The 25,268-nt window shown below is 41.6% G+C and carries 24 protein-coding genes and 1 pseudogene; 14 read left to right on the top strand and 11 right to left on the bottom strand.

Translation table 11 applies throughout. From position 1 onward, the window contains the following. Window positions 1-172: 172 nt before the first annotated feature. The 7 genes from rbsK (at window position 173) to tsaD (ending at window position 5,907) form a co-directional block, all read left to right on the top strand. On the top strand, window positions 173-1,084 hold the full coding sequence (gene rbsK, locus HW423_RS05225; protein ID WP_218930882.1) for a ribokinase: 912 nt from the start codon (window positions 173-175) through the stop codon (window positions 1,082-1,084). Beyond that, on the top strand, window positions 1,084-1,590 hold the full coding sequence (locus HW423_RS05230) for an acyl-CoA thioesterase (protein ID WP_218930883.1): 507 nt from the start codon (window positions 1,084-1,086) through the stop codon (window positions 1,588-1,590). Before rbsK ends, HW423_RS05230 begins: the two co-directional genes overlap by 1 nt. A 310-nt stretch (window positions 1,591-1,900) precedes the next feature. Further along, window positions 1,901-2,869 carry a nuclease-related domain-containing protein gene (locus HW423_RS05235; RefSeq protein WP_218930884.1) on the top strand — a complete coding sequence of 323 codons (969 nt, stop codon included), beginning with the start codon at window positions 1,901-1,903 and terminating at the stop codon, window positions 2,867-2,869. Window positions 2,870-3,119: 250 nt separating this feature from the next. Beyond that, the gene (gene tsaB, locus HW423_RS05240) at window positions 3,120-3,878 is read left to right on the top strand and encodes a tRNA (adenosine(37)-N6)-threonylcarbamoyltransferase complex dimerization subunit type 1 TsaB (RefSeq protein ID WP_218930885.1); all 759 of its coding nucleotides are present in this window, start codon (window positions 3,120-3,122) and stop codon (window positions 3,876-3,878) included. Between the two features lie 88 nt (window positions 3,879-3,966). After that, a complete protein-coding gene (rimI, locus tag HW423_RS05245) occupies window positions 3,967-4,485 on the top strand; it encodes a ribosomal protein S18-alanine N-acetyltransferase (protein WP_218930886.1) in 519 nt (172 codons plus the stop codon). Then, complete coding sequence (rimI, locus tag HW423_RS05250; RefSeq protein ID WP_218930887.1) at window positions 4,478-4,888, top strand: ribosomal protein S18-alanine N-acetyltransferase; 411 nt, start codon at window positions 4,478-4,480, stop codon at window positions 4,886-4,888. Before rimI (HW423_RS05245) ends, rimI (HW423_RS05250) begins: the two co-directional genes overlap by 8 nt. Further along, window positions 4,885-5,907, top strand: coding sequence for a tRNA (adenosine(37)-N6)-threonylcarbamoyltransferase complex transferase subunit TsaD (tsaD, locus tag HW423_RS05255; protein WP_218930888.1), 1,023 nt, complete (start codon window positions 4,885-4,887; stop codon window positions 5,905-5,907). Before rimI (HW423_RS05250) ends, tsaD begins: the two co-directional genes overlap by 4 nt. 193 nt (window positions 5,908-6,100) lie before the next feature. Here the strand turns inward: tsaD and HW423_RS05260 are convergent, their stop codons facing one another. Next, on the bottom strand, window positions 6,101-6,439 hold the full coding sequence (locus tag HW423_RS05260; protein ID WP_218930889.1) for a YrhK family protein: 339 nt from the start codon (window positions 6,437-6,439) through the stop codon (window positions 6,101-6,103). A gap of 503 nt (window positions 6,440-6,942) precedes the next feature. On the opposite strand from HW423_RS05260, the gene HW423_RS05265 reads away from it, so the two are divergent. Further along, entirely contained in the window at window positions 6,943-7,623 is a 681-nt protein-coding gene (locus HW423_RS05265) for a hypothetical protein (RefSeq protein ID WP_218930890.1), read from the top strand. Between the two features lie 161 nt (window positions 7,624-7,784). Here the strand turns inward: HW423_RS05265 and HW423_RS05270 are convergent, their stop codons facing one another. Further along, a complete protein-coding gene (locus HW423_RS05270; RefSeq protein WP_218930891.1) occupies window positions 7,785-9,755 on the bottom strand; it encodes an ABC-F family ATP-binding cassette domain-containing protein in 1,971 nt (656 codons plus the stop codon). A gap of 136 nt (window positions 9,756-9,891) precedes the next feature. Here HW423_RS05270 and HW423_RS05275 point away from each other — a divergent pair, with 136 nt between their 5' ends. Further along, window positions 9,892-10,863: a nuclease-related domain-containing protein gene (locus HW423_RS05275; protein WP_218930892.1), complete on the top strand. Its 972-nt coding sequence runs from the start codon at window positions 9,892-9,894 to the stop codon at window positions 10,861-10,863. Between the two features lie 47 nt (window positions 10,864-10,910). On the opposite strand, the gene HW423_RS05280 is transcribed toward HW423_RS05275, so the two are convergent. Then, window positions 10,911-11,933 (bottom strand): IS3 family transposase, encoded by a 1,023-nt coding sequence (locus tag HW423_RS05280; protein ID WP_218930907.1) that lies wholly within the window; start codon window positions 11,931-11,933, stop codon window positions 10,911-10,913. Beyond that, the gene (locus HW423_RS05285) at window positions 11,858-12,253 is read right to left on the bottom strand and encodes an HTH domain-containing protein (protein WP_218930893.1); all 396 of its coding nucleotides are present in this window, start codon (window positions 12,251-12,253) and stop codon (window positions 11,858-11,860) included. Before HW423_RS05285 ends, HW423_RS05280 begins: the two co-directional genes overlap by 76 nt. 634 nt (window positions 12,254-12,887) lie before the next feature. Between HW423_RS05285 and HW423_RS05290 the strand changes: the two genes are divergently transcribed. The 3 genes from HW423_RS05290 (at window position 12,888) to groL (ending at window position 15,628) form a co-directional block, all read left to right on the top strand. Then, on the top strand, window positions 12,888-13,550 hold the full coding sequence (locus HW423_RS05290; protein WP_218930894.1) for a redox-sensing transcriptional repressor Rex: 663 nt from the start codon (window positions 12,888-12,890) through the stop codon (window positions 13,548-13,550). A gap of 155 nt (window positions 13,551-13,705) precedes the next feature. Beyond that, window positions 13,706-13,972, top strand: a complete 267-nt coding sequence (locus HW423_RS05295; protein WP_218930895.1) for a co-chaperone GroES — start codon at window positions 13,706-13,708, stop codon at window positions 13,970-13,972. Between the two features lie 27 nt (window positions 13,973-13,999). After that, complete coding sequence (gene groL, locus HW423_RS05300; RefSeq protein WP_218930896.1) at window positions 14,000-15,628, top strand: chaperonin GroEL; 1,629 nt, start codon at window positions 14,000-14,002, stop codon at window positions 15,626-15,628. Window positions 15,629-16,010: 382 nt separating this feature from the next. Here groL and HW423_RS05305 read toward each other — a convergent pair whose 3' ends face one another. Continuing rightward, complete coding sequence (locus HW423_RS05305; protein ID WP_218930897.1) at window positions 16,011-16,661, bottom strand: hypothetical protein; 651 nt, start codon at window positions 16,659-16,661, stop codon at window positions 16,011-16,013. Between the two features lie 198 nt (window positions 16,662-16,859). Here HW423_RS05305 and HW423_RS05310 point away from each other — a divergent pair, with 198 nt between their 5' ends. Next, on the top strand, window positions 16,860-17,306 hold the full coding sequence (locus HW423_RS05310; protein ID WP_218930898.1) for a pyridoxamine 5'-phosphate oxidase family protein: 447 nt from the start codon (window positions 16,860-16,862) through the stop codon (window positions 17,304-17,306). A gap of 16 nt (window positions 17,307-17,322) precedes the next feature. On the opposite strand, the pseudogene HW423_RS05315 reads toward HW423_RS05310, so the two are convergent. Next, a pseudogene (locus HW423_RS05315) lies at window positions 17,323-17,810 on the bottom strand (DUF1456 family protein). A gap of 94 nt (window positions 17,811-17,904) precedes the next feature. Between HW423_RS05315 and HW423_RS05320 the strand changes: the two are divergent. Next, window positions 17,905-18,798 carry an RluA family pseudouridine synthase gene (locus HW423_RS05320; protein WP_328803125.1) on the top strand — a complete coding sequence of 298 codons (894 nt, stop codon included), beginning with the start codon at window positions 17,905-17,907 and terminating at the stop codon, window positions 18,796-18,798. A 1,087-nt stretch (window positions 18,799-19,885) separates the two neighbouring features. Here HW423_RS05320 and sufB read toward each other — a convergent pair. Genes sufB through sufC form a run of 5 tightly spaced genes read right to left on the bottom strand, consistent with a single transcriptional unit; the run spans window position 19,886 to window position 25,157 of the window. Then, window positions 19,886-21,280, bottom strand: coding sequence for a Fe-S cluster assembly protein SufB (gene sufB, locus HW423_RS05325; RefSeq protein ID WP_218930899.1), 1,395 nt, complete (start codon window positions 21,278-21,280; stop codon window positions 19,886-19,888). Between the two features lie 4 nt (window positions 21,281-21,284). After that, window positions 21,285-21,779: a Fe-S cluster assembly sulfur transfer protein SufU gene (gene sufU / locus HW423_RS05330; protein WP_218930900.1), complete on the bottom strand. Its 495-nt coding sequence runs from the start codon at window positions 21,777-21,779 to the stop codon at window positions 21,285-21,287. Then, the gene (locus HW423_RS05335) at window positions 21,766-23,037 is read right to left on the bottom strand and encodes an aminotransferase class V-fold PLP-dependent enzyme (protein ID WP_218930901.1); all 1,272 of its coding nucleotides are present in this window, start codon (window positions 23,035-23,037) and stop codon (window positions 21,766-21,768) included. The genes sufU and HW423_RS05335 overlap by 14 nt, the downstream gene beginning before the upstream one ends. 35 nt (window positions 23,038-23,072) lie before the next feature. Further along, a complete protein-coding gene (gene sufD / locus HW423_RS05340) occupies window positions 23,073-24,377 on the bottom strand; it encodes a Fe-S cluster assembly protein SufD (protein ID WP_235956316.1) in 1,305 nt (434 codons plus the stop codon). A 9-nt stretch (window positions 24,378-24,386) separates the two neighbouring features. Next, the gene (sufC, locus tag HW423_RS05345; protein WP_218930902.1) at window positions 24,387-25,157 is read right to left on the bottom strand and encodes a Fe-S cluster assembly ATPase SufC; all 771 of its coding nucleotides are present in this window, start codon (window positions 25,155-25,157) and stop codon (window positions 24,387-24,389) included. Window positions 25,158-25,268: the final 111 nt, after the last annotated feature.

Genomic DNA, 25,268 nt, shown 5'->3' on the forward strand with positions numbered 1-25,268 from the left:
CCGGAGTGTCGTGAGTAAGCACTACGCTACGCAAGCTCATTTTCGGACCGTCGTGGGAGTTCACGACGCACCGCACCAAGTCGTCATATTCTATTTTCCGAGGCACTGGGCGTATATTTTTCCGCAATACTTGGTATAATAGGTATAAAATGCAATTTAGAGAGGTTTTTATATGGTAAGAATTGGGGTAGTTGGTAGTATTTCCACGGATTTTGTCGTAGAGGCGAGTCGCCGGCCTGAGCAAGGCGAGACGGTTTTTGGTGATTCATTTGAAACAAGTTTTGGCGGAAAAGGTGCGAACCAAGCAGTGGCGTCCGCGCGTTTAGGTGCCGATGTATCAATAATCGGCGCCGTTGGCGATGACGAGTTCGCGAATCGCTTAGTGACAAATTTACAAAATGAAAACATAAATACAGACGCAGTTCAAAATGTGAGCGGTGTGCCTTCCGGATCGGCGATCATCACTTTAGTTGAGCGAGACAACTCAATTATTTACGTTGCGGGTGCAAATGACGAGGTCAAGCCAGAAGATATTTCAAAAGAGCTCGTGAAAAGTTTTGATATTATGCTTGTTCAAAATGAAACACCAGTTGAAACCATCGAGCAATTAATTGATATGTGTAATGAAGTTGATACGCCAATTATACTCAACCCTGCCCCCGCACGTGAAATGAGCGAGGCTTACATTGCTAAAGTAGACTATCTCACTCCGAACGAATCTGAGTTCAAGGTGCTATTTCCCGGGGAGACTATGGAAAATATTTTACAAAAAAATCCTAATAAAATTATCGTCACTTTAGGAGCTGAAGGAGCGGTCTTCTTCGACGGAAAATCACATCAGTGGATTCCGGCGGTTGATGTGCTGGACGTGGTCGACACAACTGGAGCGGGTGACACATTCAATGGGGCGCTAGCATTTGGAGTAGCTTCAGGCTTGGCTTTAGAAGAGAGTGTGCAGTTTGCGAATTTAGCAGGCTCGCTTTCAATCACTAAAAAAGGTGCCCAAGCAGGGATGCCGACCTTAGAAATGATGCGAGAACATAAAAAATTTAATACAAAATGGAAATTTGGAGGAGAAAAATAATGACAATTAAAAAAGTAAGTGACTCACGTGTGGTGCAGACGCACTTGATTATGCCTGGGGACGGGAACCGTCACAACACACTTTACGGCGGAAATTTAATGCGCATGATTGATAACGTATCAGCGATTAGTTTCACAAGACATACGCGTTCCCTTGGTGCGACTGCATCGATGGATGTTTTGAACTTTATTAAACCATTACCCGTATCGAATTCGGTGTGCATCGAAACGATCGTCTCGGGTGTAGGCAAACGCTCAGCAGAAATTTTCGCGAAAGTCATCGGAGAGGATCTAGCAACCGGCGAACGCTATTTAGCAGCAACAGCCTTTTTAACATTTGTGGTCGTGGACGAAAATGCGCCAGACATCCCGCAACTAGAAGCGGAGACTGAAGAAGAGCGCTACATAATGGAAGGCTACGCAGAGCGTCGTAAGAAACGTTCAGAAGATCGGATGGCAGATCGTGAATTTCAAGAAAATATTTCAATCGAATTCCCTTGGGGATAAAAAAATAAAGTCAAAGCACAACTGCTTTGGCTTTTTTATTTGATTGCGGGGCGTCGTGAACCGGCACGACACTCCGTAAATTGACTTGCGTAGCGTCGTGCTGACTCACGACACTCCGCATTCGCGAATACGGTTCATCGTACTCACCCACGACGCTCCGGAAACCGATTTGCGGTACGTCGTACTAGCTCACGACGCACTTTAACCAGCTTAATCCAAATTTATTTCCAAAAAACTGCAAATAAAATAATGGAAATGCCCATTTTTTACGTATGTATATATAATAGAAAAACATACTGGAGGTAAACACATGGACAAACCGTTTGAATTGCAATTTTATGAATGCTTAAATGAAAGATGCGAACTACCGACTTCTGTCAAAAACAGACTAGCCAGACAACAGGTCGGTTACGAAGGACACTTAGATTTTATTAATATACTGAGGGAGAATCTCCCCGGACATTTTTTAATATTAAATGATATTTTCTATAGATTGCCTTATAAGTTTACTCAAATTGATACGATTTTAATTACAGTTCATGCGATTTACCGATTTGAAGTGAAAAATTTACTCAGTGAATTTACGTATAAGGAAGGCTTTTGGTACCGAAAAGGTGAGCGACTGTCGCGCAATTTCTTTACCCAAGTCAAACGAGCGGGAGAAATTTTTGAGGAAATTATTCAAAATGATGGACTTTATTTGCCTGTGGAATCGCAACTGGTGTTTATCAATGAAGACGATACGGTTAAAATTTTCGACCAGGAAAATGTCAGCCCCTATTTAATGCGGTGGGAACTGCGATCGTATTTGAAAAAAGTGGTTGAAGATAGCCGAGGAGGCTCGATGAATCCGAAAGAAATCGCAAAGTACTTAATGAGCAAAGCAACTGAAGGGCATTTAGTCGTTGATGTGATGGACAAGAAATTGCGCGCTTTAGCGCGGAGTGGTATCCTGTGTGAAAATTGTGATAGCTGGCGAGTAGATGTGATATCGCGACGCTATCATATATTGTGTAAAAATTGCGGACGCCAAGAACCAAAACAAAGAGCGGTTCTGCGTACGATTTGTGATTACGGGCTTTTGTATTATGATCGACCACTGACGAAAAGTTCGGTGACTGAATTTATTGGCGAACCAAGTCTGGAGTATATTATTAAGCGGACTTTACGAAATTATTTTGAATTACACTCAAAAGGGAAGGCATCAACTTATGTCAACCCGGCAAAACGAATGAAGTTTGCTTTTAAAGGTGAGGAATTTAGATACTATTCAAAATAGGGCGTCGTGAAGTCGCGCGACGCACCGTAAATTGACTTGCGTAGCGTCGCACCGCCTCGCGACACTCCGCATTCGCGAATACGGTTCATCGTGCTGACCCGCGACGCTCCGGAAACTGATTTACGGTCCGTCGAACCATCTCACGACGCCCCGTAAGCTCACATCCACCCCATATTTCACCCCGTATTATGGAACGAGCGACTGAATTATGATAATATGAATGCACGTAAATTGATTAAAGGAGGTTATTATGAAATTCATTACTTTTGATTCATCAACAAAGGCGCTGTCCGTGGCTTTAGCCGAGGGTGAGCAGCCGACGGATTTTACTATAAAAGCCTCAACCACAACCTTGGGCAAGCGTCAGCACGGCCAGACACTCGCACCTGCGGTTGAAAATATTTTAAAGCAAGTCGATTGGAAAATGAGTGATATTGACGCAATTATTGTCGGAAACGGGCCGGGCTCATACACGGGACTGCGCATCGGTGTGACCTTCGCAAAAGTATGGGCGAACGCGACGAAGTTGCCTCTATATAGCGTTTCCTCGCTGGCTTTAATGGCTGGATCGGCTTCAAAACAGACCGATTTTGTCCTACCAATTATGGATGCCCGGCGCCAGACGGCTTATACCGCTTTGTATCAATATGATAACCAGGCTGTTTTACAAGCCGTTGAGCCCGATCAACATATAAAATTCGAAGAATTTTTAGCGAAAATTAAAAAACACATAAATCCAAACTGTGAGCTAACATTAATCGGAACCGACATTGATGAATTTGTGGAAATGGCAAGCCGTCAGTTGCCGACGACTAAACTCACAGTTATCGATGACTGGAACGCTTATCCACATACAGTGAACGCTTTTGGAAAAGTCCCTTGGACGCAAATTGAGGAGCCTACCTTATTAGCACCTAATTATGCACACGCGACTTTGGCGGAACAAGAATGGGCGGAGAAATCGGACAGCGATACTCTCAATCCAGACGAACTTATTGATTTTAAATGATTAAATTTTTGATAGAAAGTTGTAGGTAAGTGTGATGCAAGAATTTATTAGACGCATTCAAAATGCGAGGCAAGTGAATCATATTATCATGGACAGAATTCGGCCAATAATTGATGATGAGCCTCTATGGAGCCGTTCGGACCAGTCTTTTAGCTTACGACTTGCGAAAGCTGAGGACGTACCGCTTTTTATAGAATTGGAAAATGATGCCTACAAAGGCTTCCACGCCTGGACTCAACAAGATTTCGAACACGATTGGTTTAGAAATCCGTATTGCGTCTATATTTTAGTGGAAGATACGACCGATAAAGAGGTCGTAGCCATGATTTCAGGGCGGTTTCTTGCTAAAGGTGCGCACATCAGTCATTTATTAGTCCGGGAAAAATATCAAAACCAAAGACTCGGCTCAAAATTACTCGACTTGTGGATTCGCTTAGCTGAAATCGAAGAAGTGCCAATAATTACGCTCGAAGTACGCGAATCTAACACGATTGCGCAAAATTTATATTATGGACAAAATTTTAAGAAGCATGGCATCAAGGAAAATTATTATTCAGACAACAAAGAAACAGCCTTTTTATTAAAACGGGAGATGCCTAATGCTTAAACAAATTGAGCGCAATTTTATTATGGAAAGTTTACATGACTTTGGGTGGACACCAGAACAGTTCGAAAGTGAGTTAACAAACCGCTTCATGCGCTACTGGTTTTTGTGCGACGGTGATACGATTCAAGGTTACGTTGCTGGGCAAGTGTTGTTCAACGAACTCGAAGTCTTGCGCGTATACATTCATCCGCGATTTCGCGGGCGCCGTTTAGGAAATAGTTTATTGAAAAAGGCTTTAAAAGATGTTGACAGTGCCTTTCTAGAGGTGCGCAGCCAACACCAAGTGGCGATAAGATTGTATCAAAGCGTGGGGTTTGAGTTGGTGTCAGTGAGAGAGAATTATTATTCAAATCCGCAGGACGATGCGGTGAATATGCTTTGGCGAAAGGAGGAGATCGAGTGAGTGAATCATTAATATTAGCTATTGAAACAAGTTGTGACGAGACCAGTGTGGCGGTCATTAGAGACGGGCGAGAAATCTTATCAAATATCGTTGCATCACAAATAAAAAGTCACATGCGATTCGGCGGTGTCGTACCCGAAGTGGCGAGCCGTCACCATGTGGAGCAAATTACCCAAGTGATTGATATGGCTTTAGAAGAAAGTGGGCACGGCGTCCCAGACATGGACGCAATCGCGGTTACACAAGGGCCCGGACTCGTGGGCGCTTTATTAGTTGGGGTGACAGCTGGAAAATCTCTAGCGATGGTGTATAACAAACCCTTACTCGCTGTCAACCATTTAGCGGGTCATATTTATGCCAGTCAATTAGTTAAACCGCTGAAGTTTCCATTAATGGCGCTGATTGTCAGTGGTGGACATACGGAACTCGTTTATATGAAAGAAGAATTTTCATTTGAAATTATCGGTGAAACGCAAGATGACGCCGTTGGTGAGGCTTACGATAAAGTGGGACGGATTCTAGACTTGCCTTACCCCGCTGGAAAATATTTAGACGAGTTAGCCGGTAAAGGGAATCCTGAAGCATACGCAATTCCGCGTGCGATGATACACGAGGACAATTTTGACTTCAGCTTTTCCGGCATGAAAAGTGCCGTAATGAATACTGTGCACAACGCGAAACAGCGTGGCGATGAGATTGTGCCTGAAGACTTAGCTGCAAGCTTCCAAGCTGCAGCCGTAGAAGTTTTGGTAGAAAAAGCAAGCAAAGCTTTGCGCGAACATACAGAAGTTTGCCAATTTATCTTAGCTGGTGGAGTAGCAGCCAACTCCGGACTGCGCGGGGAGTTGTCAACGCGCCTAGCGACTGAATTTCCAGATGTAGAATTAATTATCCCACCCTTAAAATTGTGCGGAGATAATGCAGCGATGATCGGAACCAGCGCACATCATATGTTTGCCGACAAAGACTTCAGTGAATTAGATATCAATGCGATCCCTGGTTTGATGTTAGGTGAGTAGGGAAAATAAGAATAGGACAGGCCTCTGAGGAAATTAACCTCAGAGGCCTTTTTTTATAGCATGCGGGGCGTCGAGAGGCGTCGCGACGTACCGCAAATCCGAATACGTAGCGTCGCGCCTTATCACGACACTCCGCAAGCCGGTAAAAGCGATAAATTTAGTTGTATATGTTGACCTGTGGATAAACATCGAGTTATTCGGACTTATCTTCATTTTCTATTTCCACATCGACTACCTCACGTTGGTACTCTTCTTCATTATAGATAAAGACATTTCGGAAAATTTTCAAAATGGGACGCATCAGCAGAAAAAAGCCACCTACTAAGTATGCGATATTTCCGATTATAACGGGTGCTCCTAGAATATTTGAAATACTCCCTATAAAATATAAGCCACCGGTAAGAATATCATTGATTAAAGAAATCATTGTATAGTAATTTTGAAAATAAATTCGAAAGCGTCCTGACTTGATGATAACGTCTTCTTTTTTATCAAGGTGTGGCTCGCGTTCCTTATGTTTGATTTCAGGCATGGTAGTTCCTCCTTTAGTTGACCATGGGTACATTCATTATACATATTCGAATTTGGGATTGCGATTGAAAGGGTGTATGGATAGGCGGTTGCTTTAGATGAACAATCGCTATTCACCATGAACTGCAAATCCGAATGCGGAGCGTCGTGCACGCCCGTGACGTACCGCAAACTCGAATGCGGAGTGTCGTGCACGCTCGCGACGTACCGCAAACTCGAATGCGGAGTGTCGTGCCCGCTCACGACGTACCGCAAACTCAAATGCGGAGTGTCGTGCTCGCTCACGACGTACCGCAAACTCAAATGCGGAGTGTCGTGCCCGCTCACAACGTACCGCAGACCAATTTCCGTAGCGTCGTGCTGACTCACGACACTTCGTATCCATGTTTGCAGTTCATCGCGCCGATCCGCGACGCCCAAACCCACTAGCCAATCGCATGTTCCAATAGAATTTTTATCCAGAATGTATTAAAATTAAGTAATTAAATTCAAGAGGGGGCTAATATGTACGAACAATGGATAGCGATGGAGCAATTTTATTATGGATATTTTGCTTGGGGTTTATTAGTCGTAATTATTCTATCTATTTTACTAGTTTCCTGTCTCTATTATGTTAATTTATTAATCCCAAAAATAATACTCATTCTAACCCTTATCGCTTTCACAATATTTGGGGTAGGAGTTGTTCGGGGATATTCTCAATACGGTGATTTAATTGAGCAAGCGAGTAAAGAGTCTGCCGCAATTCGCAACTTCAAACGAACATTTTTCATGATTGATATGCCGTACCAAGCTATGGAAATGAGAGCCTACCGGGATGGGTATTTTGATGAAGGCTTTGAAGCGGTTGGTTTTTACGAGAAAATGTCTGTCAGCGAGCCGGTTGAATATTTAGGAGCGACGCAACAAGGTGGGTACGTCTTTCGAATTGGAGGGAGCGAGTATGTAGTGAGCCAGGCCTGGGTGCGATTCTCCGATGAAGTCAACCAGGCTGTGCGAATCGGCACACAATATCAAGTCGCAGATCCGCGTTTCATTGAGCTCGGATTTGTGGAAAAATCGCGAGTCCTGCTTGATGAGTATATTGTCCCAAGCCAAGCGGAAAATCATATGGCCGATAAGCCAGTCGAAACCGCTGCTCAACTTCAGGCGCGGGGGCTTGTGAAAGGCTGGGTAGTCCCGTAATTTTATAAAATGAAACCAAAAAACCTCTGGGAAAATATATCCTCAGAGGTATTTTTGGGATTTCCGTAGCGTCGTGCACGCTCACGACACTCCGCATCCATCAACTCTCAACAAAAAACACCAAACCTCTCACAAAGTTTGGTGTTTTTCCCGTACTATATCTAAATCTCAATTCCCGGATGCTCTTCCATGAAAGCCTCAAGTTCAATACTTGCCTCTTCCCAAGTTTCCAGCGCATTGGTTTGGCGCTCGTTGGCTTGAATCAATTTTTTATTCAAATCAGCTAACTCAGGTTGGTCATTGGCTTCATTCGCCGTAATCATGTCCGCTTCAAGCTTTGTGATCAAGGCATCCATGGCTTCACTTTCTGCCATTGCCTCATCGACTTTAGTTTGAAGTTTCCGCAAGTCCTTTTTCAAAGCTTTTGTTTCTTCATAAGTGAACTGGTTTTGAGACATTTCCTTAGTAGGAGTGGGCTCGACCTGACTATCCTGCTCACGTAAAGCTTCGATTTCCTCTAACTCACGTTTTTTCTCAATATAGTAATCATAATCACCTAAATAAAGCGACGCGCCCTCAGGTGATATTTCCAAAATATTGGTCGCAGTGCGGTTAATAAAATAACGGTCGTGCGACACGAACAGTAGTGTGCCGTCGTAATCAATGAGCGCCTCTTCCAGAACTTCCTTACTATCAATGTCTAAGTGGTTGGTCGGCTCATCTAATAACAAAGTATTGTCATGATCGGTCGCCAGCAGTGCCAAGCTCAGCCGGGCCTTTTCGCCACCACTCAGCATCGACACTTTCTTCTCAACCGTCTCGCCACTAAACAAGAAACTCCCTAAAATCGAACGCACTTTCCATTCGTCGGTTGTATCGTGCGCTTGCCACAGTGTCTCCAACACAGTTAGATTTCCATCCAACTGATTTACATTTTGGTCATAGTAACCAATGTCGACATTACTTCCGAAAATAACTTCCCCAGAAAGCGCAGGGATTTGTTGTAAAATAGTCTTCAAGAAAGTCGTCTTTCCGACCCCATTCGGCCCCACAATCGCAATCGCATCTTGGCGACGCAAGTCCATATTTATAGTTTTAGCAATCGGCTCTTCATAACCAATCGTCAAGTCGCGCGTTTCAATCACACGGTTTCCGCTGTCGCGACTCGCACTGAACTCAATTCGCGGTGCTTTCGCATCTTGCTTCGGTTTTTCGATACGATCCATTTTTTCTAATTTTTTCCGACGACTTTGCGCACGTTTCGTCGTAGACGCTCGGACTATATTTTTTGCAACAAAGTCTTCCAATTTCTCAATCTCAATTTGTTGCTTCTGGTATTCTTTCCACTCTTGTTCCATGCGCAGTGCTTTCTCTTTTAAATAAAAATCGTAATTCCCTTTATACGTATGCAACGTATTGTTACGCAACTCGATGACTTGATTGGCCACCCGATTTAAAAAGTAGCGGTCATGCGACACAATCAACAGCGCACCCCGGTAACCACGCAAGTAGCCCTCCAGCCAGTTGAGTGTTTGCATATCCAAGTGGTTAGTCGGCTCATCCAAGATCAAAAGATCATAAGACATTAGCAAAATACGTGCCAAAGCGAGTCTAGTTTTTTGCCCACCCGATAGCGATTGGACAGGGCGGTCGTAATCTTCCTCATAAAATTGAAAGCCATGTAAGACCGTCCGAATTTCCGACTCAACCCCATAGGCGTTCGATTCTGCCAACTGTTGTTGAATCTGATCATAGGCACTTAAGGCATTTTGATATTCCTTGGATTCCCAATCCTCACTCAACTCAGCCACTCGCTCAGCAGCCACCTCCGCCTTTTCGCGCAAGGCCAAGGTATCCGAGAAGACATGTAACATCTCCTCCCAAATCGAGCGGTCTGAATCAATCGATACATGTTGCTCTAAATAACCCACCCGCAAATCGCGCGAGCGTGTAATTTCCCCTGCAGAAATCGGTTCTGTTTTCATAATTTGACTTATTAATGTTGATTTTCCCGCACCATTTCGCCCAACAAGAGCAATGCGGTCATTCGTTTGGATATTAAATGAAACGTTCTCATACAGCGTCACATCAGCAAAGCGACGCGCAACGTCATTAGCTTGTAGTAAAATCATTCGATGACTCCTTCTATTTGAACTCTTAGTTATTATAGCCCACACACACCTATTTCACAAAATATAAAATAATAAAATGGAAACTGCCCTAAATTACGTATCTATATATAGAAGGAATTTTAAGGAGTGATATAAAATGAAAAAATCAATCGAGTTAGCTTATTTTGAAATTATGTCTCAAAGATACGAATTAACCGGCGAGAACCAAAGACACTTAGAAAAGATGCAAAGCGGGTATCAAGGCGAAGTTCAATTTGAGAAAATAGTGAGCGAAGTCTTGCCGAACAAAATGCTACTACTGACCGATCTAGCCTTTGAAATGCGTTACGGCGAAACCCAAATTGACGCACTACTTATTTCAAATAACGCAATTCGCATGTTTGAAGTGAAAAATTTATTAAGCCAATATCAGTACCACGACGGCGTTTGGACCACTAATGGGTGGAAGTTATCCAGAGACTACTTTACCCAAATGAAACGAGCGGGAGAAATTCTTGAAGCACTTTTAGATGAAATGGGCATTCGGACTGAAGTCGAAACAAAATTAGTTTTCATTCAAGAAGAAGACACCGTCCAAATCTCAGATTCACGCACCGAAGGCTTGTATTTAAAGCGGTGGCAAATCAAGAAGTATTTTAAAGAATTGGAAAAAGAAACCTACGGAGCAAAATGGCGCCCCGAAGAAGTGGCGGTAAAATTAATGAAGCGAGCGAGCCGCCGGAAATTCCCAAAAGTGCGCCCAGTAGATGTTGACAAAACGCAGATCTACCGAGGAATTGTGTGCTGCGGGTGCGGTGGTCACAAGATCGATGTTGGAACCGAAAGATATCACGTCGTCTGCCGGTCATGTGGCTACCGCGAGTCAAAAGAAAAAGCAGTGTTGCGAACCCTATGCGACTTAGCAATCCTAGACTATGACCAGCCGCTGACTCGAAGAACCCTAAACTATTACCAAGATACGAAAGGCATTCATAATACAATCCGACACGTCCTAAAGAAATATTTCAAAGTACATAGCCGCGGCCGGACCGCTGACTATATTAACCCAATGAAGCGGATGGAAGACGCATTTGATGATCTAAAATTCCGATTCCGGGATATTCCGTGAACTGGTCCTATAGTCAAGGACAATTTGAGACATATTTTGAGTGCATTTCACTCTTCAATTTCAATCGTTCTGATGTGCGGTAATGCAGGTGTTGAATAAATATCTGCTAAAGGATAGACATTGGTAGTACAAAACTGATAATATTGAATAGGGCTTAGCTTCGCTAAGTTCCATTGGTAACGCTCATTGTTGTAGTAATCCATATACTCTTCAATGAGCTTTTTTACATCCTCATAATCTTCACACGAAGCGAGATCAATCTCGTCTTTCATATGTCCATAAAAAGATTCCTGAGGGGCATTGTCCCAACAATTGCCACGTCGGGACATCGAGTGAATTAACCCATTATTCTCCACAAGGTACTGAAATTTCACACTGGTAAAGTGACTCCCTTGATCTGAATGAATCAGGGTTTGCGTCGCTAAACTCACCGGATGCTGGGCGATAAGTTGTCGTATCATCTTCAAAACAAACGCAATATGAAGCGTCGGGCTGAGTTCATAGGACAGAATTTCGTTCGTAAAGGCATCTTTAACCGTCGCTAAATACGCCCACTTCTGCCTGCCATACGGCAAATAAGTAATATCCGTCAACAGCACGGAACGCGGTCCGTAAGCTCTAAACTCACGTTTAACATAGTTGGGTTTGACATGTTCAGCCTGATACTCCGCAGATACTTGGCGTTGAAAACGGGGCTTTCGAATCGGACACACCAAATTGAATTTCTTCATCAATCGACGAATCTTACTGCGACACATCGGTGTGCGATTGTGAGCTAAATACATCAATATTTGGCGTTGTCCTTTGGGCTTTTGCCGGTAATTAAATGCCTCCAGGACTAACGAAAAATCCCTTTGATCTTCACGTTCTCGCTTTTCAATATTTACCTGAGTCATCTTCTTCCATCGATAGTAGCCGCTTTTTGATACATCACACTGCTGACAAAGCGCTTCGATGGTCATAGTATTCTCCGGCGCTTCGTAGGTTTCTTGAATCACTTTAAAGTAGAATCGTTTGACTTCTCTTTCGGATACATCCCCAAGTCGATAAGCCTCTTTTTTTTTAAGAATTTGTTCTCAAATTTGAGCTTTTCATTTTCTTTTTTTAAGTCAACGTATGAGAGGGATAACGCAATCATGTCACCCTCTTCGTTTAGTTTTGGTTGATAGTGTTTCATCTTCTGTGTAAAAACTCGAATCGCATTATCACCCACAATCAGCGGATCAATCCCTAGCGATCTAAAAATCTCCTTCGGTTGATGACCTTGCTTCGTCAATAGATAAAACTCCTGTTTAAATACATCTCCATAAAGCACTGACCTCTCGCTGACACTATCAATATACGGTGAAGTACTTAAAATTTGAACTTCTTCTGGACTATATTTTCCCATGTTGATTCACCTTTCTACTTTTATTCATTCCACTAAAAATATCCACTCATGACGGATTGTCTACAAAATAATTAGCTTTCTACGACTCTGTCTACGATTATTATGACAGAAATAACCTGAGTCCACGAATAAAACGGGCATGTCTCTGATTGTCCACGTCCATAGGACCATTATACCGTGATAAACGAGCACTCGAAAAAAATTCGAGTGCTCGATTTCGGCTAAACAAGCACTCGAAATGAATTCGAGTGCTCGATTCGGGCTAAACGATCATTCAAAAATAATTCGAGTGCTCGATTCGGACTAAACGATCATTCGAAAATAATTCGAGTGCTCGATTCGGACTAAACAATCATTCGAAAAAAATTCGAGTGCTCGTTTCCGACAAAAATCACCAATTTTCACAAACAACCACCACTATATTCGAATTAATTTAGATTTTGCACAATAATTCACATAAAAAGCTTTATTCTCACTATAAAATATATTAGAATATAAAAGTTAGCTAAATAGATTCAGAATTCACAATAAATTTAAACCCTCGAAGGTTACATTTGGACAAAATTTGTGAATGGGTGCTATAATGAGCATGACTTAAAAATTAGATATAGATAAACCTAGGAGGAGGCAATTTATGGCAAAAGAAATACCAAAAGCGACTGCCTTGAGATTACCCATCTATCATAGGTATTTACGATTCTTGCAACATGCAGGGAAAAAGCGCATTTCTTCAACGGAATTAAGTGAAGCTGTGAAAGTAGATAGTGCGACTATTCGTCGTGACTTTTCGTATTTTGGGGCGTTGGGGAAACGTGGTTACGGTTACGATGTAGATCACTTATTAGACTTTTTCTCGCGTATTTTGAATCAAGATCGCTTAACGTCGGTTGGGCTGGTTGGTGTAGGTAATTTGGGGAATGCACTGATTAACTACAATTTCCGGAAGAATAGCAATATTCGAATTGGAGCCGCGTTTGATGTAAATACTGACATAATTGGAACAATTCAACGTGGTGTTCCAGTTTATCCAATGGATGAGATGGAAGAGCAAATCGAACAACAACAAATTGAAATTATTATCTTGGCAGTGCCACAAGATGTGGCTGGTGAAATTGTTGATCGGATTATTACAGCAGGTGTGAAAGGTATTATGAACTTTACACCGTTACGATTTGAAGTGCCGAAGAATGTGCGCGTACAAAATGTAGACTTAACAAATGAGTTGCAGACGCTGATTTACTTCATAGATAGTAATATGGATGATGCAGAGGACTTCTCTGATTTTGAAAAAAAATAATTGTAAAGCATGCCAAAAGGTGTGCTTTTTTTTTCGAAAAAAATAAGTCTATGACTTGATTTTTTGACCAATTTAGACTATTATATGATTAAACCATTAGCACTCAAATAAAACGAGTGCTAAATATAAAAATAAAATCATTTGGAGGGTATAATATGATTAAACCTTTAGGAAAACGTGTTGTTATCAAAGTGGCAGAAACAGAAGAAACGACAGCAAGTGGTTTCGTATTACCAAGTTCAGCTAAAGAAAAAGAACAATACGGTGAAATTGTGGCTGTTGGACCAGAGATTGAAGAAAAAGATGGCGTTAAAGTTGGCGACACAGTGTTCTTCAAGAATTATTCTGGAACAGAAGTTGAACATGACAATGAGTCATTGATGATTATTGAACACAAAGATTTATTAGCAGTCTTAGCATAATATCGAATTTAAAGGAGAGAATATTATATGGCAAAAGATTTAAGATTTTCAGAAGATGCACGTGCAGCTCTACTACGTGGGGTTGATATCTTAGCAGATACAGTTAAAGTAACATTAGGGCCAAAAGGGCGTAATGTAGTATTAGATCAACAATTTGGATCACCAACAATTACAAATGATGGTGTAACGATCGCTCGCGAGATTGAATTGGAAGATCGCTTCGAGAATATGGGTGCACAGTTAGTCATGGAAGTAGCTTCTAAAACGAATGATATTGCAGGTGACGGAACAACCACTGCAACATTATTAACCCAAGCGATTGCACGTGAAGGAATGAAAAACGTGACGGCTGGCGCGAATCCAGTAGGCGTTCGTCGCGGTATAGAGATGGCAACGCGCGCGGCTGTTGAAGCTTTACAAAACTTATCACAACCTGTTTCATCTAAAGAATCGATTGCACAAGTTGCATCAGTATCTTCAGGGGATAAAAAAGTAGGGGAATTAATCGCTGACGCTATGGAAAAAGTAGGTCAAGACGGTGTTATTACCATTGAAGATTCACAATCAATTGAAACTGAATTATCAGTTGTTGAAGGGATGCAATTTGACCGTGGTTACTTATCACAATACATGGTAACTGACAATGAAAAAATGATTGCAGACTTAGAGAACCCTTACGTGTTAATTACTGACCGTAAGATTACGAATATCCAAGATGTGCTACCTTTACTAGAAAGCGTAATGCAAACAAGTCGTCCGTTATTAATTATTGCGGAAGATATTGAAGGAGAAGCATTACCAACACTTGTATTAAATAAATTACGCGGTACTTTAAACGTCGTAGCAGTAAAAGCACCTGGTTTTGGTGACCGTCGTAAAGCAATGTTAGAAGACTTAGCTATCTTAACAGGTGCAACGGTTATCTCTGAAGAATTAGGCTTCGAATTGAAAGACGCAACGCCAGAACACCTAGGTTCAGCAGGTAAAGTTAATGTAACTAAAGACAATACAACAATCGTTGAAGGTGCTGGTTCGAAAGAACAAATCGACAACCGTGTGGCATTAATTCGTGCACAAATCGAAGATACAACAAGCGAATTCGATCGTGAAAAATTACAAGAACGTCTAGCTAAATTAGGTGGCGGAGTGGCTGTGATTAAAGTCGGTGCGGCTACTGAAACAGAACAAAAAGAAATTAAATTACGTATTGAAGATGCCCTAAACGCAACGCGTGCAGCGGTTGCTGAAGGTATTGTAGCTGGTGGGGGAACTGCTTTAGTGAATGTGCAAGACGCAGTCAACGCTCTTGAAGCAGAAGGCGACGAAGCAACAGGTATCGCAATTGTTGCGCGTTCATTAGAAGAACCCGTTCGTCAAATCGCTGAAAACGCAGGATCTGAAGGATCAGTGATTGTATCACAAATCCGTGCAGCTGAAAAAGGAATTGGTTACAACGCAGCGACTGATACATTCGAAAATATGATTGAATCAGGAATCGTTGATCCAACTAAAGTGACACGTACTGCTTTACAAAACGCAGCCTCAGTTGCAGCTTTATTATTAACAACTGAAGCAGTTGTCGCAGACATTCCATCTGAAACGCCTGATATGGGTATGGCCGGAGGAATGGGTGGCGGTATGCCAGGAATGATGTAAGCTGTAGCTTAATATGTAAAATAAGATAAAATTAAATAGCCTCCCGGCTTACTTTATCAGAGTGATGAAGTAGGTCGGGAGTTTTTTGAGTTTTCAGTGAGCTTTCTTGAAAATGCGGGGCGTCGTGATCCGACTCGACGTACCGCAAATGAAAATACGGAGTGTCGTTTCACCACACGACGCCCCGCAACTGAATTTCCATAGCGTCGTGATCCGACTCGACGTACCGCAAATGAAAATACGGAGTGTCGTTTCACCATACGACGCCCCGCAACCAAATTTCCGTAGCGTCGTGATCCGACTCGACACCCCGCAAACCAAAATCCACACAAAAAACCGCCGACCCAGGAAAATTCCCAAGTCAGCGGTTCTTACCCAAACTCTATTCACTTTCATCATTACCAAACACATCGCTGCGATTACTATTATTACTGAAATCGTAATTATAATAATCATTACTTGGAGTTTCTTCTTCTGGTAGATAACCTTCATCAATGGGCTCTTCATAAGAAGATTCCTCAGATGAAGAATCTGGTTCCTCGTAAGACGGCTCTTCGTAAACAGGCTCTTCATATACCGGTTCTTCGTAAACAGGCTCCTCATACACAGATTCTTGTGCAGAGTCTATCGCTTTTTGCACTGCAGTAGCGAATAAGTTAAAGTCGCTGACACCATCGTAAGTTGGCAGTCCGTATTCAATCGCCAAGTTATTCCAGTAAATTAACTCATCTTCTGTATAATCTCGCTCTTCTTCTGCCACTTCAATGGGCAAGTAAACCATTAATTCAGGATCTGGCACAAAGATTGCCATACCAAGTTGTACCTCATCTTCCAAATCTTCTTCTACTTCAGAAACTTTTTCAGTCTCAACTGCTGATTCAGAATCTGTTTGTATTTCTACTTCTTCATTATCATTTCCATCTTGGATGGGTTCGTGTACGTAGCCCTCAGTTCTCCCAGCTGGTGGTTCTGAGTCCAAGTACCCACACCCGCCTAGTATAAATAAAGAACTAAATAAGATTAATTTTTTCAACATTCTTCCCCCTATGGTCAGACCATATTCATTTATTAATATATCTAATGTACAGTTATCGGTAATAAAAAGCAATATCCACTTGAAAATATCATATTCTCTTCACATTTGTGTTACATTTCATCCATATAAAATATTTTTATAAAAGCGAATCCATATGCTATAATAAAAGAAAATAAAGAGCGAAGGAGTGTTAACATGGAAGTAAATGATATTATGCAAATTCTGGAAAAAGATATGAAAGTTGCTGTCTTTGCAACGGTGGATGAGAACGGAAAACCGCATGCGAGACATGCCCATATCGGCGTTGCTAACGAGCAGGGCGTCTTTTTCATGACCAGTCCCACGACGGATTTTTATAAACAACTTAAGCACAATCCAAATATCGCTATTACCACAATGTCTGAAGAAGGCTATCTCGTTCAAGTGATCCGAATCGAGGGGAAAGTGCGCCAAGTTGGGAAAGACCGCCTTCAGGAACTACTTGCGAACAATCCTTATGTTGATCAAGTTTATCCTGATGATAGTCTTCATCAAAGTATGCAAGTATTTCAATTATATAGCGGGGAAGGCTTTTACCATAGCATGTCTCAAGGGCACAAGTATGTCTTTTCAATTGGACATGAAGAAGAAACCGACGCATAAGGCGTCGGTTTTTTCTCTAAGAGCGGTATTCAAAGGATAGGCCTTTGAGAAAATTACGGATATATCGGTCGCCACAAGGTTTATAATTACGGTGGCCTTCTTTGCGTAGAGCAGCACTTAATTCGCTGTTAGAAATCTCAACCCCCGCCGTTGCTAAAATATCTAAAATATCGTCAGTGGTTAGGGAGAGAGCAATCTTTACTTTTTTCAGTAAAATATTATTCGCATTCCAGGATTCAGTTCAAGTCTCGGCTCACCAGCGCCTTCTTTCTTACCGCGTTGGGAGATGATTAAGCCGTTTAAAAAGCGTTCTAACTCTTGATCAGTGAGTGTTTGGACGAATTGGTTTTCTTGAGTTGGATCTTCTTTAGGTAATTTCTTCAATAATTGGACAACATCTTCTTGGGTAAGGGTAACTCCACCCATCGAAAAGATGGTGACCATATCGCTATCTTTAATATCTAACGCATAGCGCAAGCGTGTTAACCGATCGTTATTATTCATAATCTGCCTACCTTTCATTGTTTTACGATTATACCAAACTTGTAGCACTTTTTCTGCTATACTACAAAGACAAGTTGAAAAAGAGGTGAGTTCAGTGAAGATACAAAAAAATAACCCCAACATGATTTACTATACAGCCAAAGAACCGACAGAATTGTTGAAATTCATGTTAGAACAATTAGCCCCCAAAAGTCGTAATGCGATCAAATCCATGCTGACACGCGGTCAATTCTTTATTGATGGAAAAGCAGTCACGCAGCACAATCATCCATTGAAAAAAGGCGATCAAGTCGGGATGCTATCGAATAAGAGCTTCAAAAAGATAGAGACGCTTGAAGGTCTACGGATTCTACATGAAGATGACGATATTATCGTGATTGATAAGGACGCCGGAATTTTGTCCGTGGCCGGCAAAGACCACGGTGAAGCGACGGCCTACCGACAATTAATGCACTATGTAAAAGCCGACAATCGCAACAATCGCATCTTCGTGGTGCACCGATTGGACCGTGACACATCCGGCGTGATGGTTTATGCCAAATCTGAAAGCATTAAAGATAAGCTACAGGAGAACTGGCAGACGCTTGTCAAAGAACGTATATATACCGCACTTGTTGAAGGGTCAGTGCGTCGCGACAAAGGTCGGATTGAATCTTGGCTAACTGAAAGCAAAACGATGAAAGTATATTCGAGTCGCTACGATAACGGTGGTAAGCACGCGGTGACGCATTATACGAAGAAGCAGGGCAATGTAAATTACAGTTTACTAGAAGTCCAACTCGAAACGGGGCGGAAGAATCAGATCCGCGTTCATATGGAAGAAATCGGCCATCCGGTGGCAGGGGACAAAAAGTATGGAGCTAAGACAAATCCTTTAAAACGCCTTGGTTTGCATGCGACAACCATTGCCTTTGAGCACCCGCGGACAGGGAAAGTGGTGAAGTTTTCGTCGCCTGCGCCTAAAGGGTTTCTGAAAGTTTCTAGATAAGAGAGGGTTATGGAAGAACTACCTGGGATGGGTGGTTCTTTTTTGATGAGTTTGGGATTGGATTTGGCCTCGTGTGAGTTGACGTGGCCGAATATTGAAGGAAATTGGCATCGTGTGAGTTGACGAGGCCCGATATCAGATAAAATTGGCTTCGTGCAGACTTACAAGGCCAAATATCGAGTAAACTGGCCACGTCCAACATCACGAGGCCCAAAAATCAAAATTCACAATAATAAATTAATGGAATCCACTCTTTTTTACGTATATATATATAGGACTAAAAAGGGAGGCCGGATTATATCGAATTAACCATTTGAGTTGCAATTTTTGGAGTGTTTGAGAGACCGCTACAAGTTACCACAAAATTTGGAGTGGCGGTTGGAAAATTACCGGACGGGCTTTATTGGTGAGGGCGAATGTTTGTTGATACTGTTGCCAGAGATTCCAGAAATTGGATGTTTTAGCAGATTTGAACTTTCCGCTGGTTGCTGGGCGTATGCAGATTGATATTATGTTGATCTAGTCACGTAAAGTTTTTCATTTTGAAGTCAAGAATTTGCTTCAGAATTATGTATATGAAAATGGGACGTGGATGTGCAATGGGAGAGAGATCGGCAATGATTTCTTTATTCAGATGAAGCGAGCGCGTGGGAAGTTAGTTGAGAATCTTCAGGGTATAGGGTGCAGAGTTCCAGTGGAATCAAAGTCAATATTATTGATGCGGATCAGCAAAGTAACTATATTAAGCGTTGGCACGTTAAAGGAATATGTACATGAAGGGGCTAAAATATATGGCGAATGAATTCGACTTGAAAGATGGGAAATATTTGGCTAGTGATTGGATAACTCGCTAAGGAGATGACGACTATCCAGGAAAATGAAGGCCCACGATGTGGCGGCGACCCCTATTATCCTGAGCACCCAAGCAATTGGAACTAAATGGGAAATCGACACCTAAACACCACATCAATAAAGTCTCGATAGGGTGTTTTTCAATAAGTCATATTATCTAGTTAAAAAAAGCTTGAGCAGATTATATTGTCTTTGCTCAAGCTTTTTTGTGTGTTAGATATTGCAGTTAATGAATCTACCCAACCGATCCTTCCATCTCATAAGCGATTAAACGGTTCAGTTCAACGGCGTATTCAAGTGGTAATTCTTTAGCGAATGGTTCAACAAAGCCCATAATAATCATTTCAGTGGCAGTTGCCTCATCTAAGCCACGACTCATTAAGTAGAAGAGTTGTTCTTCTGATATTTTTGAGACTTTCGCTTCGTGTTCTAAGGTCACATTACTGTTGTGGATCTCGTTGAATGGAATCGTATCAGAACGTGACTTTTCATCCATAATAATCGTGTCACATTCAATGTGTGAGATTGAACGGTCACTGTTCTTGTCAAAGTAGACCTGTCCAAGGTAATCAACATTTCCCCCGTCTTTGGCAATCGATTTTGAAACGATTGAGCTTGATGTATCTGGAGCCATGTGGAAGATTTTAGCTCCTGTATGTTGATGTTGATTCTCACCAGCGAAAGCAATTGATAAGACGGTTCCGCGAGAACCACGTCCATTTAAGTAGACACTTGGATATTTCATAGTGACATTAGAACCAAGGTTCCCATCAATCCACTCCAGGGTTGCGCCTTCTTCACAGTGACCTCGTTTAGTCACAATATTGTAGACATTATCTGACCAGTTTTGAATGGTAGAATAACGACAATAAGCGTCTTTTTTAACGACAATTTCAACAACGGCAGCATGTAAGTTGGCATATGAGAAGGTTGGGGCAGTACACCCTTCAACGTAATGAATACTTGCACCTTCATCTACGATGATTAATGTACGCTCAAATTGTCCAGACTTTTCATTGTTCATTCGGAAGTAAGTCTGCAGTGGAAGAGTTGTTTGTACCCCTTTTGGTACATAGATAAAGGTTCCACCACTCCATACAGAGCTGTTTAATGCTGCTTGGAAGTTATCTTCTGAAGGGACAACACTACCAAAGTATTCTTTAACTAATTCAGGATAATCGCGTAAGGCAGAATCCATATCCGTAAAGATGATACCTAAGTTCTCATATGCACTTTTCATACGTGTATATACTGCTTCAGATTCATATTGAACTGTCGCTCCTGCTAAATAAGCACGTTCTGCTTCTGGGATACCAATCCGTTCGAAAGTCTTTTTAATCTCATCGGGAACATCATCCCAAGTACGAACAGGGCGGTTGGTTGCTTTTTGGTAATACGTGATGTCATTAAAGTCAATTCCAGATAGATCAGGCCCCCATTCTGGAATGGGTTTGTTTTTATATATTTCATAAGCTTTTAATCGGTAGTCTAACATCCATTCAGGTTCATCCTTCTCTTGGGAAATGGTTCGGATAACCTCTTCATTTAATCCCAATCCAGTCGAGAAAATAATCTCAGCATTATCTTGGAAACCAAATTCATAATCGCCGAGAACTGGTACGTCACTCATTGTATCACTCTCTTTCTATAATTCCTTCTTCTGTCTGAGCATTTTGACTCATGCCTAATTCAAGGGCTCTCCAAGCAAGTATGCCACATTTATAGCGTGCAGGAAATTTCTTAATGCCTTCTAACAAGTAGGCATCCTGCAATATATCTTGTAATTGAGTCGTGTCCATTAAAGGTTTAGCTTGTGATTTCAGTTCTCCACCTAATAAATGAGTAAAGTTCTCTATAATCTCAAGCGCTTGCTCCTTTGTTTTGTTTTTTAACGTGTCACACATCATATCGGCGCTGGCCATACTAATGGCACAACCTTGACCGGTAAAGCCAACTTCTTCAATTGTGTCATTATGCAGTACGAATTCAACAACAATGGCGTCGCCACAAGTCGGGTTTAATAATTCAATACGATGAGTGTAATTGGCAATCGGTTTTTTATGGCGTGGGTTCTTTGAATGGTCCATAATGACTTCTTTGTAAAGACTCGTTAGATCAAATAGAGACATAATCAAAAAACTCCTTTATTTTCTTAGTCACTAACAAAAATTGTTCAACTTCAGCGGCTGTATTGTACATACCAACACTCGCTCTTAAAGTAGCCGCGACATCAAGTTTGCGCATCAATACTTGGGCGCAATGATGTCCAGCTCGCACAGCAATACCTTCCATATCATAAGCAGAGGCTGCGTCATGGGGATGAATAGTAGTAAAGTTGAAACTAATAATACCATGAGGATTGCGTGCAATGATAGCAGGGCTCTGGTAAAGTTCAATACCATCAATTTTTTGAAGCCCTTGGTACAACTGTTGGGTCAAAGCGGCTTCATGCTGAGCAATGGCTTCAACACCAGTTTGGTTAATATATTCTAAGGCCGTTTGTAAGGCGATCGCTTGTGCAATCGGTGGGGTGCCGGCTTCAAACTTCCATGGTGAGTCTTTATAATTACTCTCATAATCGCCGACAAAGTGGATCATCTCACCACCATATTGAACAGGCCGTGCTTGTTGGTGGTGTCTTTCATTTAAGTAACAAACACCAATCCCAGTCGGACCATAAGCTTTATGCCCGCTAAAGCAATACGCATCAACTCCAAGATCGTTCACGTTAATGGCTTGATGAGGGATTGCTTGAGCGCCATCAACAATCAGTAAAATATCGTGATCGCGTGCCCATTCACTAAGAGCTTGAATTGGTTGTTCAACTCCAAGAACATTGGATACATGTTGGATCACGATGGCACGAATATTTTCTGTGTTTCTTTTCTTTAACATAGAAAGATTAACTTGAAAATCCTCATTAAGTGGCATATATTCTAACTTTGCCCCCTTACGTTGACAAAGTTCTTGCCAAGGCACGAGATTAGAATGATGTTCTAGAGGTGTTGTTAAAATAATATCATCGGTTTCTAGTTGGTCTTCAACAAGCCCTCTAGCAAGAAAATTAATCCCATCGGTGGTTCCACTCGTGAAGATCACTTCACTAGGATCCTTTGCACCAATGAAGTCCGCAATATATTGCCGACTTCCTTCGTAAGCACGAGTGGCTTGCTCGGCTAAAGTATGGACACCGCGGTGAATATTGGCATTATCATGATGGTAGTAGTCGGCTAATGCTTCAACAACTGAATGAGGTGTCTGGGATGTAGCTGCATTATCAAAGTATATTAAGGGTTCATTATTGACGCTTTGTTCTAAGATTGGAAATTGGGCTCGAATAGACTGGCTTTTCTCTTGAGAGAAGAGTCTTAAAGGTATGAATGACATGTTGGCACCTCCTAATAGTTGATACAGTTAATTTATTAATCGTGGTTTAATGTTTTAAGTTTTTCATCAATGATCTCGACCATTTGTTGTCTTACTTTATTAGATGGCATTGTTTGAATCACTTGACCTAAAAATCCTCGGATGAGTAGGTATTCAGCTTCCTCGTGCTTTAAACCACGACTCATTAAGTAATACAGTTGCTCTTCATCAACTTGACCCACACTCGCGGCGTGACCAGCTGTGACTTCAAACTCATCAATATATAAGATTGGGTTTGTATCCGCACGGGCATCATCAGAAAGCATCATTACACGGCTTTCCTGTTGTGCATCTGCGCCTTTAGCATTCTTAACGATATGGCCGATACCGTTGAATGTTAGACGCGCTTGGTCAAGAATAACCCCATGTTGGAAGATGTTGGCAGTTGTGTTGTTACCAACATTGAGGATCTTTGTGTTAATAGTCTGTGTCTGCGATTGATTAGCGATACTAATAACATCAACGTTGGATGATGAGCCGTTACCATCTAAGACGGTATAGGTATCTAAGATTGTATCCCCATTATTCATAGCCGCTACTGCCCAAGAAATATTCGCATCAGGCTGTGTCAATCCGTAGCGACGAAAGAAACTTGTCGTGTTTGCTCCAAGTGAATCCATTGAGACATACTTCACGCTTGCTCCATTAAGTGCAATCACTTCAACAAAGAGGGTTGCACTATTGGGTTTATCGCCGATCGTATTTGATTTCTCTAAGTATTCAACGCGACTATTCGTATCCGCTACAATTAAAATATGTTTGTTGAAGGCGAGTTCTTGACGACTGTCTTGCAGTAACACTGCTTCAATGGGTAATCTTACTTCCACATTTTTAGGAATATAGATGAATAATCCACCGTTCATAAAGGCTGTATGGTAGGCAGCAACTTTATCTTCTGCAGCAGGAATCGCACTGAATAGATGTGCATCAACTAATTCAGGAAATTCATTCATTGCAGTGAAGAGGTCTTGAATAATTACACCTTGCTCCACTAAGTCTGCTAGAACAAAATCAACATCCGTCGTATTACCACAGTGAGCAATGCGGGCGCTCAATTCTTGGTCATCTGAAAGCTTTAGGTTGTTTTTATAAGTAGAAACTAAGTCACTGGCACTAGCTTTTGGACTCGCAATCACTTGGTTGAATAATTCCCACGTTGGGTAGCTCATACGCTCTATAAAAGGTAAGGGCAGTGCTTCCCAAGCAGTTAAGGCTTGTTGTTGTGCGTCTTGAAAAGCTTGAGTAACGTTTGAGTATTGTGGAATTAAGCTTTTTTGTTCATGTAATGGTATTTGTGTCAAAGGTTTCACCTACTCTTTTAATTCAAAATCTAAGCCCAACTCTTTAACGATGCCACGGTATCCCTCATCTTCTAGTCGTTTGGCTAATTCAGGACCACCTGATTTAACGATTTTTCCATCGATAATAATATGAACATAATCCGGTATAATGTAGTTTAGTAAACGTTGATAATGCGTAATGATTAAAGCACCAAAGTTTTCGCCACGCATCTCATTCACACCACGTGAAACAACTTTTAAGGCATCAATATCAAGTCCTGAGTCAATTTCGTCTAGGATGGCGAAGGCTGGTTGAATCATCAGTAATTGTAAGATTTCGTTTCTTTTCTTCTCACCACCTGAGAAGCCTTCGTTCAAGTAACGTTCTGCCATTTCTTCCGGCATGTTTAAGATAGCCATCTTTTCATCGAGTTTTTTAATAAATTCCATGACACTCATTTTGTCATCTTCAGCACGACGGGAATTAATGGCAGCTTTCATAAACTGGGCATTTGTTACACCAGGAATCTCGCTTGGGTACTGGACTGCTAAGAATAGCCCAGCTCGAGCACGCTCATCAACTTCCATTTCCAATACATTTTCACCGTCTAAGTAAATTTCTCCTTCGGTCACTGTATAAGCGGGATTTCCCATGATCGCCGCTGCTAAGGTTGACTTACCCGTTCCGTTTGGTCCCATTATGGCATGGATTTCATCCGTATTAATGGTTAAGTTTAGACCTTTTAAAATTTCCTTGTCTTCAATTGATACATGTAAGTTTTTAATTTCTAATGTCTTCATTGATACCCTCCAATTATTTAATAAAAATGATGGCTCCATACTTTGTTTTATTAAATTAGCTAAATGAGCCAAGTGGCAAATGACTATATAAAATTATTTTATATAATATAA

It is taken from the genome of Ruoffia halotolerans (assembly GCF_014049385.1).
Taxonomy (GTDB): Bacteria; Bacillota; Bacilli; order Lactobacillales; family Aerococcaceae; genus Ruoffia; species Ruoffia halotolerans.